Source organism: Lentisphaera marina (assembly GCF_028745505.1).
Classification (GTDB): domain Bacteria; phylum Verrucomicrobiota; class Lentisphaeria; order Lentisphaerales; family Lentisphaeraceae; genus Lentisphaera; species Lentisphaera marina.
The window spans coordinates 2,342,419-2,361,539 of the sequence record NZ_JAQZZL010000001.1; the positions used below are offsets into that span (position 1 = coordinate 2,342,419).

Consider the following 19,121-nt stretch of genomic DNA (forward strand, 5'->3'; position numbering starts at 1 on the left):
TCCGATCATGAGACTGGCACCAGAGTGCATTATGATTTAAATTTAAGTAAAAAATACTGCGCTGGCGGTAAAATAATGGTGACAAAATGTCTGATATAAAATTTAAGTGTGTCGGTTGCGGACTGGAACTTCAGGCCCCGGAAGAACTTCTAGATGCCTTCATTCGCTGTGATAGCTGCAATACCAAACAGCAAGTCACTCGTTCCGCGGAAGTTGACTTAGGCCTCTTGTCCGAAGTACCGGTTCAAAAAAGTCCACAGAAAAAAAAGGCTCAGAATAAAACAAATACTAAGTTTAAAAAAGACCCTAATCCAAAAGGTATTTCTAAAAAAACTACGAAAAGAACGAAGCAGAAAAACTGGCTGCTGGCATTTATCTGTTTGGCTGCATTCGCCGGTGCTGCCTACTGGTTGAGCATCAGGAATAATCAACTAGACGCTACCAGCACTTCTTCACCCAAGACACAAGTCGCCGCTATTGCAGGAGTAATGAAAGCAGTCAGTAGTAATGTCGCCGAGAGTTCGCAACCGCCAGTGTTGGCAGACTTGACTATACCGAGCTCGATCGAGCCATTCTTCGAAAACTACTGCTATTCATGTCACGATGAATTCAGTGAAAAGGGCGATTTGAATCTGGAGGACTTAAGTCGAAAGATCACTAATGCTACCGATGCGACCCATTGGCAGGATATACTCGACCAGATGAATTCCGGTGAAATGCCACCCAAAATAAGCAAGAGCAAGAAAAAAGTTAAACAGCCAACAAAAGAAGAGCTGTCAGCAAGCATTGGCGATTTGACCGAAGTACTGTTTCAGGCCCAAGAGAAACTGCAGGATAGCGGTGGTGAAAAAGTAATCCGCTATTTAACCAGAATAGAGTATGAGGTTACCATCAAGGAGCTCATGGGCATTAAGCTCGATGCCGAAAAACTTCCGGATGATGCCGGTGGCCGTTTCGACACTATAGGGAAGGACCAAAGCTTTACTTCCCGTCGTTTTGAAAAGTATTTCAGCTTTGCTCAAGATGTCTCCCGAACTGCACTTTACTGGGCTCTAAAACCAAGATCTAAGTCGAAAGTTGAGCGTAAAGAATTTGCCAATAGTGAAGGTAAAAGCAAGAAGGTTTATGAGAGTCATCAAAAGGTTCAAAGAGTTATCAATGAGGGGATTACTCCTGCTGAAGCCGGTTTGACTGAAAAGCAATGGGAGAAGCTTAATCCTAAAACCGCTCCCTTTAATGGCGTTAGGAAAGGACAGCGAGAATACTATGAGCGCAATATGGCCATTCATTCCAAGGGCCGCATGCTGTCACACGATTTGCTGGTAGAAAGCGTCGGGGTGATAATAAAACCCGATCCTCGGGCCCATTATAAAATTCGCTTTTGTGGAGGTGTTGTCGATGGCGTGCAAACCAGGAGATTTGTTCGTGTCATGCGCAAAGGTAGATATAGCGGTAAGCACGGTATAGCTTTCGCAAGTTTTCATATCGAAGGCAGCATAGGGAATCCTTCTGTGCATGAAGCTTACTACAAACCTTCTTATAAACCAAAGAAAATTAAACACGACTTTGTTCATATCCTGGAAGATAAAAGGGGCGGACCGAGTTCAGAACAGATGTATCATCATTATAAACCTATTGAACCGGGAGTTCCAAAAGATACCATATTTGCCAAATGGATGGAGTTGGAAGGGCCTTTTTACGATGAAAAGTCAATCTTTGAGCAATTAGTCGAACGTTATAAAGTTAAAACTGCTAAGGATCATCAATTGGACGCGATTGCCGAAGAATTTCTCAGCGAATTTAGCAAAGAAGCTTTTCGCCAAAAAACAGTTCCATCAAAGTTTATTTCGGGCTTGCACGCTTATTATCAAAGCAAAAGAAAAGCTGGCTTGGGCTTTCAAGAGGCCATTATTGATCCACTGGCGATGATCTTGAGTTCCAGTCATTTTCTCTATTTACTAGAGCCAGATGAAAAATCAAAGAACTTAGACGCTTTGAGCCTGGCGAATCGCCTTTCTTACTTTCTATGGAGTTCACCGCCAGATGAAGAGCTATTTTCCTTGGCAAAAACGGGGATGCTTTTAAAAGCAGATGTTTTAGAGCAGCAGGTAGATCGCTTATTGAAGCACCCAAAGGCAGATAGTTTTTTTAAGGGCTTTATGAGTCAGTGGATGCACTTGAAGCGCTTTGATGCTTTAACTTTGGATTCGAAGCGTCTATTGCATAGAACGGATGGCATGATTGAGGCCTCTCAACGTGAGCCGTCAGAGTTTTTTAAAGTACTGGTGCGTGAGAACTTGAGTGCATCAAATTTAATCGATTCTGACTTTGTGACGGTGAATGCTTTGTTAGCAAAGAAATATGGTCTTAATCATAAAAACCTGGGGGATGATTTTCAAAAAGTTAAGTTGCCGGGGAATTCACCTCGTGGTGGAGTCATGACACAAGCAGCCTTTTTGTCTATGGGTACTATGGGGAATCGCACTTCGCCGGTTATTCGCGGTGCTTTGGTTAAAGAAATATTACTTAATGATCCACCACCGCCACCGCCTCCCAATGTGCCTGAATTGATTCACGAAGGAGTGGACCCTCTTGCCAGCGTGCGCACTCTGGTTGAGTTGCATCAAGAGAAAGCTCAATGTGCCTCTTGTCATGCTCGCTTCGACTTTATTGGTTTAGGCCTGGAAAATTTTAATGCCATTGGTATGTGGCGGGATAAGGAACTGGTTAGATTGCCTAGTGGAACTAAGCCAATAAAAAATAAACGTAAAAAGGTTTATGATATAGATGCCAGCGGCAGTTTACCCAATGGTGATACCTTCAAAGATATATTTGGTTTAAAAAAGGCTTTGATGGCACAAAAAAGACAAGTAGCCGGTTCATTGCTGGAAGGCTTATTCTGTTATGCTATGGGCCGTGATTTCAGCTTTACCGATAGGCCGTTTATTCAACAGACCTTAAATGAACTGGAAGTTGATAAGGCAAATGAATATCAGGTCCGTGATATGATTAAAAAAATTATTAGCAGTAAAGCCTTTCAGAGGAAATAAATTATGAATATACAAATCAGCACATCGAGAAGAGCTTTTTTAAGGAATGGCTCAAAGTTTATGGCAGTACCATTTCTCCCAAGTTTATTATCCGCTCAGGAAGGTCGTCAGTTTGACAAAAGCGCTACAGCTAAGTCCACTAAAAGGCTTCTTTGGCTGAGTATGGGCCACGGCCATATGGAAAAGCATTTTTATCCAAAAAGTTATGGTGAACTTGCAAATATCAGTTTGCCGCCCGGGCTAGCGCCTCTGAAGAAAAACCTTATGCACATGACCATGGTCAGCAACTTGAGTAATAATCAGAATATGCAGCCGCACGACGGTTCAGAAGCGTTGTTGACCTGTGCAAATGTGGTCGGCTTCCCAGGTAAGGTTAGACATAATAGCGTTTCCTGTGATCAGATTGCTGCGGGATTTTTAGGCAAAGAGACTCGATATCAAAGCTTACAGCTGAATTGTCGCAGAGAAGATGCGGATAACGGTCATGGAGGAGTGGCACTTTCTTATCGCCACGGCGGTAGTCCACTACCTGGTTTAGAATCACCTTTGGAGCTTTATTACAAAATTTATGGCGGCAATATCAGTCGTGAGGAGCATTTGCAGGTCTTAAAAGATCGCCGCAGTATTTTAGATATCATGGGATTTGAGAGTGACGCCGCTAAGCGGATTTTAAGTAAGGACGATTTTGCTAAGCTGGACGAGTACAGCAGTAGCCTACGCGATGTTGAAAAGGCTATTAGCCGTGAAGCATCCTGGGTGGATGTGCCATATCCAAAGGCAATGACTAAAGCACCTAAAGACGGTCTAATTGGCGAAGCTGAGATAAAAGTGATGTTTAAACTGATGGTGGCGGCTTATCTGACGGACTCAACGCGAGTTATGACTTACCGCATGCCCGATGCCGGTTTATTAAAGGGCATGTCCATCTCTTCGTCACCCCATACACTATCACATTATGGTAGCAGCGAAGTTTTACACAAGCTCAACCTGCAACGGACAAGTAAATGGATGCATTTGTACTCTCAGTTAATTGATGAGTTCAGAGCGGTAAAAGATCCTCTTGATCCCAAGGGCGGGACTCTTTATGACAACAGCCTGGTTTATTGTGGAGGTGGTCTGCGTACGGCACACCGCACAGAAAATGTTCCTTGCCTTTTAACTGGCGGTGGTTTTAAAAGTCTTACTCATGGTAGCCACATAAAAGCAAAAGAGGAAAATACTCCTTTGGCGAATCTATGGACGACGATGTTGAAGGATGCCGGATGCAAAATCGATCGCTTTGCCGATGCCAATGGCCTGGCAGATTCAATTTGGTCTTAGTAAAAAAAATATAAATAAAATGCTAAAATAATTAACATCTGTAAAGAATTCATTTTCTGTCTCCGTGTTAAGGTTTGAAACTGAAAAAATTTTCAGCCATAATCGCAATATCTTGGTATTAAATATTAATTGGAATTAGAGAGATGAAAAAATTTACTTTATTAGAACTTCTGGTTGTTATCGCCATAATCGGCATTTTATCTTCACTCCTTATGCCGTCACTAAATAAAGCTCGACGAACAGCCCGAACTACCGTTTGTATTGGGCAAAATAAGCAAATGGTCTCTTCTTGGTATATGGCCATAGATGATTTAGACGGTAAGTTCTTTGATTATCTTGGTGCTGATAATAACTACGAACTTTGGACAGGGCGTTTAAAGGACTATATTGCTGACGATGCCCTATTAATCTGTCCAGAAACTTCTGTAGTAGAAGAAAGTTCAGGTGGCATAATAGGCACTGCAAAAACGGCCTGGCGAGAAGGCCGAAGAGCCACTAAATCACCTTGGGATATGTCGTCCTATGCCTATAACGGCAGCCTTTTTCCATACACCGGCACACCTAGCTATCATACTCATCCTAGCGACTATGATACTTATAAAAAACTGACGGATGTCTCATCACCTAACGAAACGCCTGTCATAGGTGACGCCTGGTGGCGAAATACGGCAGATATGTCGAATACCTTGACGAGGCTGATTCCAACAAACTTGTCAGCCCCGCGTTCAGGGGATTACAGTGGCAATAGTATTAATAGATTCATAACCAATCGCCATGGGAAAAAAACAGTTATGAGTTTTGTCGATGGTCATGCGAAATCTTTGAGTTTTAGAGATCTCTATCGGCAGCAATGGTTTGAAGATTATGATAAAGATATCCCTGTAGTTAATCATCCTTAAGATCATTGGTGCTGGATAACGGGCGTGGCTTTAAGATCCTTACTCACGGTAGTCACTAAAAAGCAAAAGAGGAAAATACCCCTTTGGCGAATCTATGGACGACAATGCTGCAGGATGCCGCTTGCAAAATCGATCTATTTGCGGTCTACGCAATTATGTGATTTAAATTTCATTTGGTGGAGTATCATTTTTGTTCGGTCGGACATGTATTCGTGGGGCTCGACCTCACGGTGTACGCTATTTTATAGCGGTGCACTGCACCTACACAAAGCTAATAAAAATCCTTCCGTGTTGTTTTGTGATTTCCCGTGCTTAAGAAGCACTTAGGTCCTGGCTTTTATTCAAAATTCACCATCAAAAATTACCAAAGCTGTAAAGAAACTCTTTAAAGTCTCCGTGTATATTAATTAAAAGAGAAAACTACTAGATATTTATGAAATTTAATTTACTCAAAATGTTACTGTTCTTATGGCTGCTCAATCCTGGGACTTTTACCTTCAAGGAAAAAACATACCTGTTAATGCACCTTGCTGAAAACATGCAACAGCGCGACGTCTTCCTGTCAACCCTGGTGGTTGACTCCGATCATGAGACTGGCGCCAGAGTGCATTATGATTTAAATTTAAGTAAAAAATACTGCGCTGGTGGTAGAATAATGGTGACAAAATGTCTGATATAAAATTTAAGTGTGTCGGTTGCGGACTGGAACTTCAGGCCCAGGAAGAACTTCTAGATGTCTTTATTCGCTGTGATAGTTGCAATACCAAGCAGCAAGTCACTCGTTCCGCGGAAGTTGACTTAGACCTCTTGGCCGAAGTACCGGTTCAAAAAAGTCCACAGAAAAAAAAGGCTCAGAATAAAACAAAAACTAAGTTTAAAAAAGTCCCTAATCCAAAAGGTATTTCTAAAAAAACTACGAAAAGGACTAAGAAGAAAAACCGGCTGCCGGCATTTATCTGTTTGGCTGCATTCGCCGGTGCTGCCTACTGGTTGAGCATCAGGAATAATCAACTAGACGCTACCAGCACTTCTTCACCCAAGACACAAGTCGCCACTATTGCAGGATCAATGAAAGCAGTCAGTAGTAATGTCGCCGAGAGTCCGCAACAGCCATTGGCGGCAGATTTGAAAACCACCAGCTCAAGGAATAATCAAGTAGACGACCCCAACACTTCTTCACCCAAGACACAAGTCGCCACTATTGCAGGAGCAATGAAAGCAGTCAGTAGTAATGTCGCCGAGAGTCCGCAACAGCCAGTGTTGGCAGACTTGACTATACCGAGCTCGATCGAGCCCTTCTTCGAAAACTACTGCTATTCATGTCACGATGAATTTAGTGAAAAGGGCGATTTGAATCTGGAGGACTTAAGTCGAAACATCACTAATACGACCGACGCTCAACATTGGCAAGATATACTCGACCAGATGAATTCTGGTGAGATGCCACCCAAAATAAGCAAGAGTAAGAAAAAAGTTAAACAGCCTTCAAAAGAAGAGCTGTCAGCAAGCATTGGCGATTTGACAAAGATTCTTTTTGAAGCAGAGGAGAAACTTAAGGACAGTGGCCGCGAAATAGCCCTCAGACGTTTGAATCGCCGTGAGTATCAGGCAACAATCAAAGACTTGATGGGGATTAAGTTTAATATGGATAAGCTGCCGGAGGATGCCAGCGGCCGCTTTGATACTATTGGCCAGAATCAATCTTTGAGTTCGATGCAGCTTCAGAAATATTTTTCTTTTAACCGGGAAATTACCAAAACATCTCTGTTCTGGGCAGTCAAACCCCGCAAAAAAACATCAATCACAAAAGTAGATGGGGCCAACAAGGAAAAAAGAGAAAAACGGATCTATGAAGTTATCAAGTTGGTCAAGCAGATCAAAAAAACCGGTGAGGATTATCGTGATCTGGGTATAAAAAAGGATGAATGGGAACTGCATAACCCAGGTACTGCTCATTATAAAAGGCGAGATACCTTCGCACAATATTACATCAAGAATGTCGACTATCACAGTAAAGGCCGCATGCTGCCCATGCATAGTTTAGTTAATAGTATTGGAGTTCATTTTGATCGGGACGCCAGGGCAGATTATCGTCTGCGTGTCAGTGGAGGTGTCGTCGATGGTGTGAAAATTCGCCGTGGAGTTCGCCTGACGATTCCTCATGTGGGAAAAGGAGCTAAACACGGTAAGGCGATCGGCAGTTTTTTTATAACGGGAAGTATCGATAAACCATCAACACATGAGATGCTTTTTCAAGCGGAGAATGACATCTCTTTTAAGCCAAAATCGAAGCAGAAAGCCAGGCAAAGTGTTAGCCTATTTGAAGACCTCAGAGGCGGCGTGGGCACGCAGCAGACGTATCATGGTTATAAAACCATCGAGCCCAAGGCTCCTATAGAGACAATAATGGTTAAATGGGCTTTAGCAGAAGGTCCCATTTACGCACCGAAGTCACCTTTTGAATTACTCGTCGAAAAGTATAAAGTGGCCTCCTCAGCTGATAATAAGCTGGATTTGATCGCCCGGGAATTTCTGGTGGAATTTGCTGCGGCGGCTTTCCGCGGTAATGAAGCGTCCAAAGATTTTATTGATGGACTGGTGGACTATTACCATAAGGAAAGAAAGAAAGGCAAAGGCTTTAAAGAAGCGATCATCGATCCACTGGCAATGCTCCTCAGTTCGACAAAGTTTCTTTATCTGCTGGAGCAATCGCAGAAGAAACTGGATGCTATAAGTCTGGCGAATCGCCTTTCTTATTTCCTTTGGAGTTCAGCTCCTGATGCAAAGTTAATGGAACTTGCAAAGAGTGGAGAAATTTTAAAGACGGAAGTCCTGAAATCAGAAGTAGATCGTATGCTGGCAAGTTCTAAAGCCGAAAGTTTTTATAGCGGCTTTATGAGTCAATGGCTGCACTTAAAGCGCTTTGATGCACTTAGTTTAAATTCAAAACTCTTATTGCACCGAACTGATGCAATGATTCTCTCATCTAAAAGAGAGCCGGTTGAATTCTTTAAAACTCTGGTGAATGAAGACCTTTGTGCTTCAAATATAATTGATTCAGATTTTGTTATGGCCAATGGCACACTGGCCATGAAGTATGGCTTAAGTAAGCACTACAAGGGAGATGGCTTTCAAAAGCTTAAGTTGCCTGCAGATTCACCACGCGGTGGAGTCATGACACAAGCAGCTTTTTTGTCGATGGGTACTATGGGGAATCGCACTTCGCCGGTAATTCGCGGTGCTCTTGTCAAAGAAATCCTCCTAAATGATCCACCACCACCACCACCGCCCAATGTTCCTGAATTGGTTCACGAAGGAGTAGATCCACTGGCCAGTGTACGCAGTCTGGTGGTCTTGCATCAGCAGAAGCCACAATGTGCTTCCTGTCATGCCCGTTTTGATTTTATCGGTCTTGGCTTAGAGAATTTTGGACCGATCGGGCTTTGGCGCAATAAAGAAGTGGTTTCGCAAGCCACAGAAGCTAAACAAATACAGAGAAGACCGAAGAAAGTTTATGATGTTGATGCCAGTGGTAAATTGCCGGATGGAACAAAGTTTAAAGATCTTTTTGAACTTAAAAAAGCTCTTATGAAGCAAAAACGTCAAGTGGCTGATTCACTCCTAGAGGGCATATTAGCTTACGCTCTAGGTCGTGATATCAGTTTCACTGATCGCCCCTTCATTCGTCAGATATTAAATGATCTGGAGAAAAAACAGCGAGGGCATGCGAACGGAAAAGTTTACGCTGTTAAAGAAATGGTCAAGCAAGTGGTCACCAGTCAGGTATTTTTGGAAAATTAAGGAATAGATTATGAATATTACTAGCAATACATCGCGTCGAAGTTTTTTGACAAATGGCTCAAAATGTCTGGCCCTTCCCTTTTTATCCAGTTTGCTGCCGGCGAACTTGCAGGCGGCATCTGAAAAAGCGGCTAAGCCAGTGAAACGCCTTTTGTGGATGAGCATGGGCCATGGCCACATGGAAAAGCATTTTTATCCAACCGCCACGGGTCAATTGAAAGGTATGACGCTGCCGCCGGCCTGGAAACATTTACAGAGAAATCTCGCCCATACAACGATGATTTCAAATTTAACGAATAAGCAGAACAAGCAGCCTCATGAAGGCAGCGAAGCTTTGTTGAGTTCTTGCAATGTCATTGGCTTTGCCGGTAAAGCCCGGCACAATAGTATCTCCTGTGATCAGCTGGCTGCTGAGTATCTAGGTCAAAATACCCGTTATGAAAGTTTACAGCTCAATGTCAGACCCAAAGAAGATGGCAACGGTCATGGAGGTGCGGCTGTTTCGTATAGAAAAGACGGCAGCCCCTTAATTGGTCTGAGGACTCCGCTTGAAGTTTACCATGCTTTATTTGGCGGAGGCTTGAGTAAACAGCAGCAACTTGAACTGCTAAAAAAAGAACGTAGTATTTTTGATATTCTAAAAATAGATACAGCGGATAGCAAGCGCCGACTCAGCAAGGGCGATCAAGAGAAGCTTGAAGAATATACGACATCTGTTCGCGATATAGAACTTGCCTTAAGCCGCCAGCATGACTGGATCAATAAACCTTACCCCAAAGCCGGTTTTAGCCCCCCTAAAGATGGCTTGGGCGCAGAAAAAGAAATGCTGATGATGTATAAGCTGCTTGTGACTGCTTATCAAACAGATTCAACACGAGTTATCACTTACCGAATGCCAGATGCCGGTTTGTTAACCAGTATGGGGATTGGCCACTCGCCACATACTTTATCGCACTATGGAAGTAATACCGCACTTCATGAGTTAAATCTAAAACGTTCGACTAAATGGCTTGAGCTTTACTCGAAGCTAATTGATATCTTGCGCGCTGCGAAAGACCCTCTTGACCCGAATGGCGGTACTATTTTTGATAACAGTCTGGTTTTCTGGGGCGGTGGTTTACGTACGGCTCATAGAAACACCAATACACCTTGCTTCCTAACTGGTGGTGGTTTTAAAGGACTCAAGCATGGATATCATCACAAAGCGGCTAAAGAAAATACGCCTTTGGCCAACTTGTGGACGACTATGCTGCAGGATGCCGGTGCCCAAGTGAAGACTTTTGCCGATGCCGATGGCCACACTCGAGGCATTTATTCTTAACCATTTTCTGGAGAAATAAGGTGAAGTATTCATATATTTTTTTAATACAGTTTTTATTTGTAGTGTCGATTTTTGCAAAAGAACCACAGATGCTTCTAAAAGGTGAACTCCTTATGAAGGATGACTTTGATGAGGCAATTGACAAAAGAAAGTGGAAAGTTCAGGGAATGACTGTAAAAAATGGTCAGTTAGAATGGGATGGTGGAGCCAAGATTGGTCCCCAGGGAGAAATCTCCCTCCGTGACCATATAGTAGAGTACACTTTTTCCTGTAATGGAAAATCCGTATATAATCAGTACTTGTATAATGATCATTTAGGTCATGCGATTCTCTTTCGAATGCGTTCCACTACTAATTACTTAATGAAGTGGCAAGACCAAGATGTACTAAATAACTTTAAAGAGTACCCAGATCTTAGTGGATCCACTTTAAAGTCCGGTAAAGTTTACAATGTTGTGGTGGAAACAAGGGGGGATGAGATGCTAGTTCATATGGATGATGAGAATTTTTTATATGGCCGGAATCATCGCATTGACCGTGAAAAGACAAAGTTAGTCATTAATTTTGGAGGTCTGGGGACACTTGATTCTATCCGTATCTGGGAAGGGAAGCCTAATGAAAATTGGCAATCTAAGCGGAAAAGTATCATCGAACAAAAAAAGAAACGTGTCCCTAGGGATGTGGAATCTGATCCGGAGTTTGAGTACAAATACGGCATCGCTTCTCTTCAGGTTTCTTTAAGGTAGAACAATGACTTAAATTATAAAAAAATAATAGACCAGATATCTAGTCATATGCAAGAAATCAAAGACAATTATCGCTTTTTTGGTGGTAAGGAAACCCCACAAAATAAAGCTGCAAAAAGAAAGGCAAAGTCTGATCCTGTTTACATAGAAATGGAAAGAAAATAAAGATTATTGCGGAGCACTCTAGTTCAGCTGAGTTTTTTAGGATAAAAGAACTATTCGTCTGTAAAGAAACACATATCTTACTCCGTGATTAACATGGGAGACCATGATGATTTTTGTACGCCAAGTCTTTTTGCTTGATAATTTCATGTATCCTAATAAGAATTATCCTAATAAGAATTATCCTAATAAGAATTTTAAAAATTGGAATTTTATGAATTATAAAAGCATCATTACGTCATTACTTTTCCTTGTTTCTTCTACAGCAAGTGCTGACCAAACAAGTACTGAACTTAAGGACAATAAAACAGCGCAAAAAGAGCTGCAGACTGAGCAGCAGGAGCAGATTATTTCACCTGAAACCGAAATGGCGATCATGCGGGTTATGAATCTGGAGAATCGCATTCAGACGCTTCAGACAGTTCCGGTAAAGATGAGTGATAATGACTTGGGTAATCATTTTTCCGGAACCTGGCTTTGCTTCACGACGATGCGGCTTAATGGTCAGTTGGGCCGGGGCATCATGCAACTGAATCTGAAGCAGGAAGGTGATCAAATTGCAGGTGACGGTGGTCAAATCAAGAAACCATTCGATCCAACCTCGACTATTCGTCCGATCGGTACGTGGTCTAGTATGACACCCTTCATTGGTCAATTCAAGAAGGCGTATCCGAAAGGTAGACACCACATGGCAGTAATAGAGAGGCAGGGGCTTAAGTCGGGTACATGGGCGACCTTTACTGCAGTCCTGGCCGGTGATGGCCGCACGGCACGTGGCACCCTTGTCAATCGTGGTGGTAACTACGGTTTAATGTTCATGGTTAGAAGAGAATTCCTCGGAGATTTCAAGCATCTACTTACGGAAGAAGGTCGTCGCTTAGAAGCACAACGCAGATTGATTGGTATTGAGAAACTTGAGCTCGCTCTGGATACCGCGAGTATGGACACGGTTCGCATAGATTGGTGGAATAGAGACAAGAATAAAGACGGCAAATTACAATATAGCGAATTCTCACACCCTGACTGGAAGCGTGCTAATCGCAATAAAGACGAGGTTGTCGATTGGGCTGAGGAACTATCGGATCGCGTTCTTAAGAAATTAGTTCAGGACGGGGACTTTTTAGCAAAGCATGGTAAGGATTCACAAAATCAATGGCCGTCGATTTATGCCTGGGGTGTTGCTCATCCTGGTTTTGAGCAGATCTTCTATTTCATCGATTGGAATCAAGATGGCAAGATCAGCGAAGCGGAATACACAGCCTTTAAAGATCAGCTTAAACTTTACAACAAAACGAATTCACAGAGTAATAAAAAGATTTCTTTAAAGAAAAAGAGCTCTCCAAATGCTTCCCAATCGGATTCTCATATTAAGCAAATGGAGGCCACCTTCAGCAAAAAGAAACTGGATAGAGCACGTGAGATTTGGGCAGCTCTCGATAAGAATCGCGATAATATCTGGCAATACGCTGAATTTCCACATCCGGATTGGACGCGCGCCAATCGCGATGGCGATGACGGTTTGAGCTGGAAAGAGGAATTGGCGGATAAAACTTTTAGAAGACAAGCAAAAACCTATCCGAAAAAATATGCTTCTTCATCAAAAAAGTCATGGCCCAATCAGCAAGCCTGGAATAATGATCGACCTGACTGTAAGACGCTTTTTACCTTCATTGATTGGAATAATGATGGAAAGATCACTACTGCAGAGTACGAGGTTTTTGACGTGCAGGTCAAGTCCTATATCGACGGTTCCTACCCCAAAACAAACGAACAGGGAGAGACTGGCATGGAGGTTTTTCTGCGTCTGTCCGGTCAGCAGCCAAAAGCTGGAAAAAAGAAGTAGTTGATCCAATGATTGAGAACAAGGAGTCAAGCTCATTAGCTCATTTAACCATTTTCTGGAGAAATAAGGTGAAGTATTCATATATTTTTTTAATACAGTTTTTATTTGTAGTTTCAATTTTTGCAAAAGAACCACAGATGCTTCTAAAAGGTGAACTCCTTATGAAGGATGACTTTGATGAGGCCATTGACAAAAGAAAGTGGAAAGTTCAGGGAATGACTGTGAAAAATGGTCAGTTAGAATGGGATGGTGGAGCCAAGATTGGTCCCCAGGGAGAAATCTCCCTCCGTGACCATATAGTAGAGTACACTTTTTCCTGTAATGGAAAATCCGTATATAATCAGTACTTGTATAATGATCATTTAGGTCATGCGATTCTCTTTCGAATGCGTTCCACTACTAATTACTTAATGAAGTGGCAAGACCAAGATGTACTAAATAACTTTAAAGAGTACCCAGATCTTAGTGGATCCACTTTAAAGTCCGGTAAAGTTTACAATGTTGTGGTGGAAACAAGGGGGGATGAGATGCTGGTTCATATGGATGACGAGAATTTTTTATATGGCCGGAATCATCGAATTGACCGTGAAAAGACAAAGTTAGTCATTAATTTTGGAGGTCCGGGGACACTTGATTCTATCCGTATCTGGGAAGGGAAGCCTAATGAAAATTGGCAATCTAAGCGGAAAAGTATCATCGAACAAAAAAAGAAACGTGTCCCTAGGGATGTGGAATCTGATCCGGAGTTTGAGTACAAATACGGCATCGCTTCTCTTCAGGTTTCTTTAAGGGAGAACAATGACTTAAATTATAAAAAAATAATAGACCAGATATCTAGTCATATGCAAGAGATCAAAGCCAGTTATCGCTTTTTTGGTGGTAAGGAAACCCCACAAAATAAAGCTGCAAAAAGAAAGGCAAAGTCTGATCCTGTTTACATAGAAATGGAAAGAAAATTAAGTGCCTTAAAAAAACTCGAGTTGGATTACATAATGAGCAAGGATCCCTCGATTAAACCCTTTCGACGGGTCAAGAAGAAATCAAAAAAATAAAAAGAGGCTAAAAAAAGCAATGAGGACTATAAAAAGATTTTTAATGAATTCGAAGCTTTAGAGAAGGCCGAGCTGGCGTATTTCTACAAGAAATTTCCAGAATTAAAATAAAAAATGTTACCGGACTGCGGCAGAATTATCGGTGCAGGGTCTTCTGAAGAGCTTTCCGAGTTTTTTATGATCAACAATAAAAGGTACCTAGATGAGAAGAGTATGTTTATTTTTAATGGTGTTGAGTTTATTCTCGGCAAAGGCTCAGACGTCTGAAACAAACGCCCGCTTAAAGCAGGCTCTCAAGAAGTTTCCTCAGGCTGATAGCAATCAAGATGGTGTTCTGACATTAAAGGAGGCCATGGCTTTTAAGAATAAGTCAAATAAGAATAAGTCTTCGAAAGCTAAGGCTCCAAAGCTAAGTAAAGATTTATATTCCCGGCAAATGATGAATATAAAATATGGGACGCATGAACGCAACCTGATTGATTTATGGGTGGCTAAATCTGATAAACCAACACCTCTGATGATTTTTATACATGGTGGGGGCTTTAAGGGCGGTGATAAAAGTAAAGGCTATAGGCATATACAGGAATATTTGAAAAATGGCATATCCTTTGCCTCAATTAATTACCGTTATATAACGGAAAATGGGATTATGGCTTGCTTAAATGATAGTAAAAGAGCTTTGCAGTTTCTTCGTTATAAGGCTTCGGAGTTTAATTTAGATAAAACAAAATTTGCCTTGATGGGCAATAGTGCCGGGGCAGGAACTTCTTTCTGGCTGGCTTTTACTGATGACATGGCCAATCCGCAAAGTGAAGATCCTGTAGAACGCGAATCCACCAGAGTTTCAGCTGCTATTGGTTTTGGAGCTCAATGTAGTTATGATTTTGAACGCTGGCAGGAAGTGATGGATATTAAGGGAAAAGGAGATCCAAGTGGGGCCTTGCTTTTTTATGGCGTTAAGCGTTTAGATCAGTTAGAAACTAAAGAGGGGAAAGCTTTGATTGACAGTCTCGATATGCTCGACTTATTAAGCAAAGACGATCCACCTTTTTATGTTCATAACAGTCAGCCAGGAGGTCCGGTCAAGATCACTGATAAAAATCATCTTTATCATCACGCCAATCACGCGAAAGCTTTAAAGGAGCGGGCCCTTAAAGTCGGCGTTGAACATTTGTGTATTGCCCCCCAAATAGGCATTATTGACTCGCCAAACAAAGATTTTATGGGTTTTGTCGTGAAGCAATTTAAGGACTGATAATTTCCACAATGCAGAGAAAGCCGGGACCGTTTAAAATAGCTCTGACATTTTAAATAATGTCGTTTTTGGAGCCAGAAAAAGCAATAAGGACTATAAGAAGCTTTTGAGTGAATTCGAAGCTTTTGAGAAGGCCGAGCTGGCATACGTTTACAAAAAGTTTCCTGCACTCAAGTAAAAATTATTTGCCTCAATCTTATTCGTGGGGATGCACCCACGCGGGGATAGGTCTGCCCCCCTAATGAGTTAGCTCAGTGTAAAGCACATAGCCATTCAATATTTCACTTCCCTTCAGACTGCCATTGTTTCATGAGAGCGATATTTTTGTCTTTAATATCGGATTTTCTGGTTGCTGCCATATCACTATCGTATTGTTCTTCAGCTTCAGGGAAACGGCCTTGGTCATCTGACTCGATAATCCAGTTTGCCAATATGCTGCGCATTTCTCGTAATTTGTTTTTATATTTCGGATCACCTGCGAGGTTTTTCAGTTCCCATTTATCTGATTTGAGTTCATATAACTCCTCTTCTGGACGGGTAGGAGAAAACAGCAACTTTTCCTGCAGATCATTTAACTTCCCTTCGGCCTGTAATTGTCGAAAGACGGGCATCCATGGCTTCCCATCTTTATACTGACAAGGTTGAAGATGGGGGCGTTTGGGGTAATAGTTGCGAATGTATTTAAAGTCCCCTGAGCGGACACTGCGAATACGGTCGACTGTCTCATCACAGCGATCTCTTGCTGAAATAACATAATTGCGTGGCTCAGCTTGATCCCCAAATAGAGTTCTGCCCTGCATGTATGCGGGGATATCAATGCCAGCAAAATATAGAGAGCTGGCAGACATGTCTATATGAGCAATAACTTCTTCACGTAGGTTGGGTTTTAATTTTTCGGGAGCCCAGACGATGAAGGGGACCTTAGCACCTTCATCGTAGCAGAATTGTTTCCCTCTTGCCTGGCTGACACCGTGGTCAGTTAAAAAGAAAATGATGGTATTGTCTAAGAGTTTATCTTCTTTAAGGCGCTGCATGATTTTGCCAACTTCCAGGTCGGTGTACTGCACGCTATTTAAATAAATAGCCCAGTCGTGCTTAAAAGCAGCTACATCCGGATAATAAGGCGGTAGCTCGACCTGATCTTTGCTGATCACATTTTTGAGTGCGGGTTCAATTTGCTTGTACCACTTATCAACATTACGAATTTTGCCACCTCGCAATTGAATTTGAGCAAAAAAGGGTTGACCTTTTTTGCGGCCCGACCAGTCAGGGCCATCGTAGAGATCGTTTCTCTTGTAAGAGAAATTGTAGTCTTCTTTACCGTATCTTCCGGTTTTCTCACTGCCGTTACAGGTGTAGTAACCAGCCGCTTTAAAGAGTTCCGGAATTGTTTTGATGTGCTTGGCTAAGTGAATTTTAACTTTACCGCGTGAGCTCCTATGATGGTGAGCTCCAATGGCAGTCTGATACATGCCGGTAATCATGGCTGATCTAGCGGTAGAGCAGACAGGTGCGGTAACGTAGGCATTGCTAAAAACCTGTCCTTCTTTAGCGAGGCGGTCGACATGTGGGCTATGGACCAGGTTTTCCCCATTATAATTGAAATGAGACGACATATCCTCCACAACAATCCATAAAATATTTGGCCTTTCCGAGGCATTTATTGATAAGCATGTGAACAATGCAAAATATATAAAAAATTTCATTTTTAATCCTGAGGTCTTAAATATTTGTGAACGGAGGGGTGTATGTCAGTATTTAGCTAACAGTTCATCATTTACAATCTATACATTTGCTGTTTAAAAGCTTTTAATCTTGAAGATATTCTTCATTTTTTGTTATTATTCTGTATATAATTTACTTCTCGATTAGGTAGAATAGAGGGCATGATGCTTCGCATACGAAGGGACGCTGTCCCCTCGAACTCCCCTGTAAGGAAATACCTTTTCTTGACCAGGCGAATGAGGATTTTACACCGCTTTATGGATAATCGTGATTATTTTCATGATTACCCAGAATAAAGGGCATGATGCTTCGCATACGAAGGGACGCTGTCCCCTCGAACTCCCCTGCAAGGAAATGCCTTTCCTTGACCAGGCGAATGGTACTACAACATGCGTTGGGCTGATACTCCTTTTCATACTAATATCCTCCAGGGTATTCCAGATGCCGAAACTCGCCTAGGAAAAACTTCTCATCCACGTGGTCCTTATTCACATATTGTCGCGAATAAGGGACGTAAAGAAACTGTTCTTTGGTCAGTAGAAAGAAAAGATGGCGGCCGTGGCTTTGGTTTCACTGGCGGTCACTTTCATGCCAACTGGGCTAATGATGAATACCGTAAGCTCGTGCTCAATGAACTCAATTCGATGAATGCTATCTATCCGAATAAAGACGGAGTTGAATTAAAAGTTGAAATCCCCTGAGAAAGGCAAAAAACTATTCAATTAAGTGCATTGCTATAGCTCTGTTATTTACATTGCCTTGTACTGCCTAGACGGCAGCGCTCCAAAGTTAAATTCGCGCTTTGGAGCGCTGACGTCCCGAGGCTGTGTGAAAAATATAAAAACAGATCATATAAGGGCTGAAGGCCCGATAAACTGTAGCATGCACCGCGAGGTGCATGTTGTGATTCCTAATAAGAACAAAGGGCTGTAAGTCCGATACATTCAATGCTTTGTGTCGGTGCTAGGCACCTTTAATACGTTTTTCTTCTAAACGTGTAGCTATCGCTACACGCTATTTTCTTACGGTGCGTTGCACCTAACAAGGTATTTTTCACACAGTCTGGTTTCGTCGGTATATTACGTATTTTTTTCGATATTCTATTCTCATGGAAACCTGTGATAAATATTTTAGGAAGGGTAGTAGGACTTTAGTCCAGAGTCGGTGACTTAAGCTCTTAGGAATACTTTTTCCTGTACTCTCTAGGCGAAAGCCCATTTATCTTCTTAAACTGACGATTGAAATAGGTCTGATTATTAAAACCACAGGCAAATGAAATCTCTGTGATCGTTTCATCGGTTTTTAAAAGTCTTTCGGTGGCTTTTTCAATACGAACCTTTAGCAGGTAATTAATTGGGCTGCTGTTCATTGTGCTCTTAAACTTTCGGTTCAATTGACTCACAGAGAGACCAACAACTTTGGCTAGGTCGTCAGAACTTATATTTTCGCTGTAATGAGCATGCATGTATTCGATTACCTCAGATAGGTCAAAGAAGGGTTTTGCATCAGAACCGGCCATACGCAAATCTCGGAACGTACAAAAAACCCCCTTGATATTCCCCTCTTCATCTCTAAGAGGCTGCTTGTGGGATATACACCATGAAATAACTCCATTCTTATCGGGAACCATCCAGCGCTGATTGACAAACTTTTCTCCCGCTAAAACCTTCCTGTCTTCTTCAAGATAAAGCTCTGCCATATTCTTATCGTAAAAGTCATAATCCCCCTTACCCACCATCTCCTCTGGAGTACAACCTAACATATTTGCATAAGCTTGATTGACATAGACATACTTAGAATTCAAGTCTTTAACAAAACAGCGAGTATCGATATAATAATCAAAGTACTTCAGGAAATCTTCGAGTGAAGACCTGAAGCCTAATGAATCAATATTTATTTCTCCGTCCATGCCCAAATAGTGTTGTTTTTTTCTATTCTAACTCCCTT

12 protein-coding genes are annotated in these 19,121 nt (G+C 42.0%); 10 read left to right on the forward strand and 2 right to left on the reverse strand.

Features of this window, described 5'->3' with window-relative positions:
- Nucleotides 1-86: 86 nt before the first annotated feature.
- The 9 genes from PQO01_RS09500 to PQO01_RS09540 all read left to right on the forward strand — a co-directional run bounded on the left by PQO01_RS09500 (nucleotide 87) and on the right by PQO01_RS09540 (nucleotide 15,449).
- Nucleotides 87-3,050 carry a DUF1592 domain-containing protein gene (locus PQO01_RS09500; RefSeq protein ID WP_274313778.1) on the forward strand — a complete coding sequence of 988 codons (2,964 nt, stop codon included), beginning with the start codon at nucleotides 87-89 and terminating at the stop codon, nucleotides 3,048-3,050.
- Between the two features lie 60 nt (nucleotides 3,051-3,110).
- Nucleotides 3,111-4,370 (forward strand): DUF1552 domain-containing protein, encoded by a 1,260-nt coding sequence (locus PQO01_RS09505; protein ID WP_274313779.1) that lies wholly within the window; start codon nucleotides 3,111-3,113, stop codon nucleotides 4,368-4,370.
- Between the two features lie 278 nt (nucleotides 4,371-4,648).
- Complete coding sequence (locus PQO01_RS09510; RefSeq protein ID WP_420792919.1) at nucleotides 4,649-5,269, forward strand: hypothetical protein; 621 nt, start codon at nucleotides 4,649-4,651, stop codon at nucleotides 5,267-5,269.
- A gap of 666 nt (nucleotides 5,270-5,935) precedes the next feature.
- Complete coding sequence (locus PQO01_RS09515; protein WP_274313781.1) at nucleotides 5,936-9,070, forward strand: DUF1592 domain-containing protein; 3,135 nt, start codon at nucleotides 5,936-5,938, stop codon at nucleotides 9,068-9,070.
- A 10-nt stretch (nucleotides 9,071-9,080) separates the two neighbouring features.
- Complete coding sequence (locus tag PQO01_RS09520) at nucleotides 9,081-10,391, forward strand: DUF1552 domain-containing protein (protein WP_274313782.1); 1,311 nt, start codon at nucleotides 9,081-9,083, stop codon at nucleotides 10,389-10,391.
- 113 nt (nucleotides 10,392-10,504) lie between these two features.
- Nucleotides 10,505-11,137, forward strand: a complete 633-nt coding sequence (locus PQO01_RS09525) for a hypothetical protein (protein ID WP_274313783.1) — start codon at nucleotides 10,505-10,507, stop codon at nucleotides 11,135-11,137.
- Between the two features lie 271 nt (nucleotides 11,138-11,408).
- Entirely contained in the window at nucleotides 11,409-13,142 is a 1,734-nt protein-coding gene (locus PQO01_RS09530) for a hypothetical protein (RefSeq protein ID WP_274313784.1), read from the forward strand.
- A gap of 161 nt (nucleotides 13,143-13,303) precedes the next feature.
- The gene (locus tag PQO01_RS09535) at nucleotides 13,304-14,194 is read left to right on the forward strand and encodes a hypothetical protein (RefSeq protein WP_274313785.1); all 891 of its coding nucleotides are present in this window, start codon (nucleotides 13,304-13,306) and stop codon (nucleotides 14,192-14,194) included.
- Nucleotides 14,195-14,396: 202 nt separating this feature from the next.
- On the forward strand, nucleotides 14,397-15,449 hold the full coding sequence (locus PQO01_RS09540) for an alpha/beta hydrolase (RefSeq protein WP_274313786.1): 1,053 nt from the start codon (nucleotides 14,397-14,399) through the stop codon (nucleotides 15,447-15,449).
- 281 nt (nucleotides 15,450-15,730) lie between these two features.
- On the opposite strand, the gene PQO01_RS09545 is transcribed toward PQO01_RS09540, so the two are convergent.
- Entirely contained in the window at nucleotides 15,731-17,155 is a 1,425-nt protein-coding gene (locus PQO01_RS09545) for a sulfatase family protein (RefSeq protein WP_274313787.1), read from the reverse strand.
- A gap of 408 nt (nucleotides 17,156-17,563) precedes the next feature.
- On the opposite strand from PQO01_RS09545, the gene PQO01_RS09550 reads away from it, so the two are divergent.
- Nucleotides 17,564-17,875: a hypothetical protein gene (locus PQO01_RS09550; RefSeq protein ID WP_274313788.1), complete on the forward strand. Its 312-nt coding sequence runs from the start codon at nucleotides 17,564-17,566 to the stop codon at nucleotides 17,873-17,875.
- Between the two features lie 476 nt (nucleotides 17,876-18,351).
- Here PQO01_RS09550 and PQO01_RS09555 read toward each other — a convergent pair whose 3' ends face one another.
- Nucleotides 18,352-19,083 (reverse strand): helix-turn-helix domain-containing protein, encoded by a 732-nt coding sequence (locus PQO01_RS09555; RefSeq protein WP_274313789.1) that lies wholly within the window; start codon nucleotides 19,081-19,083, stop codon nucleotides 18,352-18,354.
- Nucleotides 19,084-19,121: the final 38 nt, after the last annotated feature.

Bases quoted from the DNA above. Each gene is read 5' to 3' on its own strand.
- PQO01_RS09525 (WP_274313783.1), top strand. From the start codon at position 10,505: ATGAAGGATGACTTTGATGAGGCAATTGACAAAAGAAAGTGGAAAGTT.
- PQO01_RS09500 (WP_274313778.1), top strand. From the start codon at position 87: ATGTCTGATATAAAATTTAAGTGTGTCGGTTGCGGACTGGAACTTCAG.
- PQO01_RS09505 (WP_274313779.1), top strand. From the start codon at position 3,111: ATGGCAGTACCATTTCTCCCAAGTTTATTATCCGCTCAGGAAGGTCGT.
- PQO01_RS09535 (WP_274313785.1), top strand. From the start codon at position 13,304: ATGAAGGATGACTTTGATGAGGCCATTGACAAAAGAAAGTGGAAAGTT.
- PQO01_RS09515 (WP_274313781.1), top strand. From the start codon at position 5,936: ATGTCTGATATAAAATTTAAGTGTGTCGGTTGCGGACTGGAACTTCAG.
- PQO01_RS09555 (WP_274313789.1), bottom strand. From the start codon at position 19,083: ATGGACGGAGAAATAAATATTGATTCATTAGGCTTCAGGTCTTCACTC.
- PQO01_RS09510 (WP_420792919.1), top strand. From the start codon at position 4,649: ATGGTCTCTTCTTGGTATATGGCCATAGATGATTTAGACGGTAAGTTC.
- PQO01_RS09530 (WP_274313784.1), top strand. From the start codon at position 11,409: ATGATTTTTGTACGCCAAGTCTTTTTGCTTGATAATTTCATGTATCCT.
- PQO01_RS09545 (WP_274313787.1), bottom strand. From the start codon at position 17,155: ATGAAATTTTTTATATATTTTGCATTGTTCACATGCTTATCAATAAAT.
- PQO01_RS09550 (WP_274313788.1), top strand. From the start codon at position 17,564: ATGCGTTGGGCTGATACTCCTTTTCATACTAATATCCTCCAGGGTATT.
- PQO01_RS09540 (WP_274313786.1), top strand. From the start codon at position 14,397: ATGAGAAGAGTATGTTTATTTTTAATGGTGTTGAGTTTATTCTCGGCA.
- PQO01_RS09520 (WP_274313782.1), top strand. From the start codon at position 9,081: ATGAATATTACTAGCAATACATCGCGTCGAAGTTTTTTGACAAATGGC.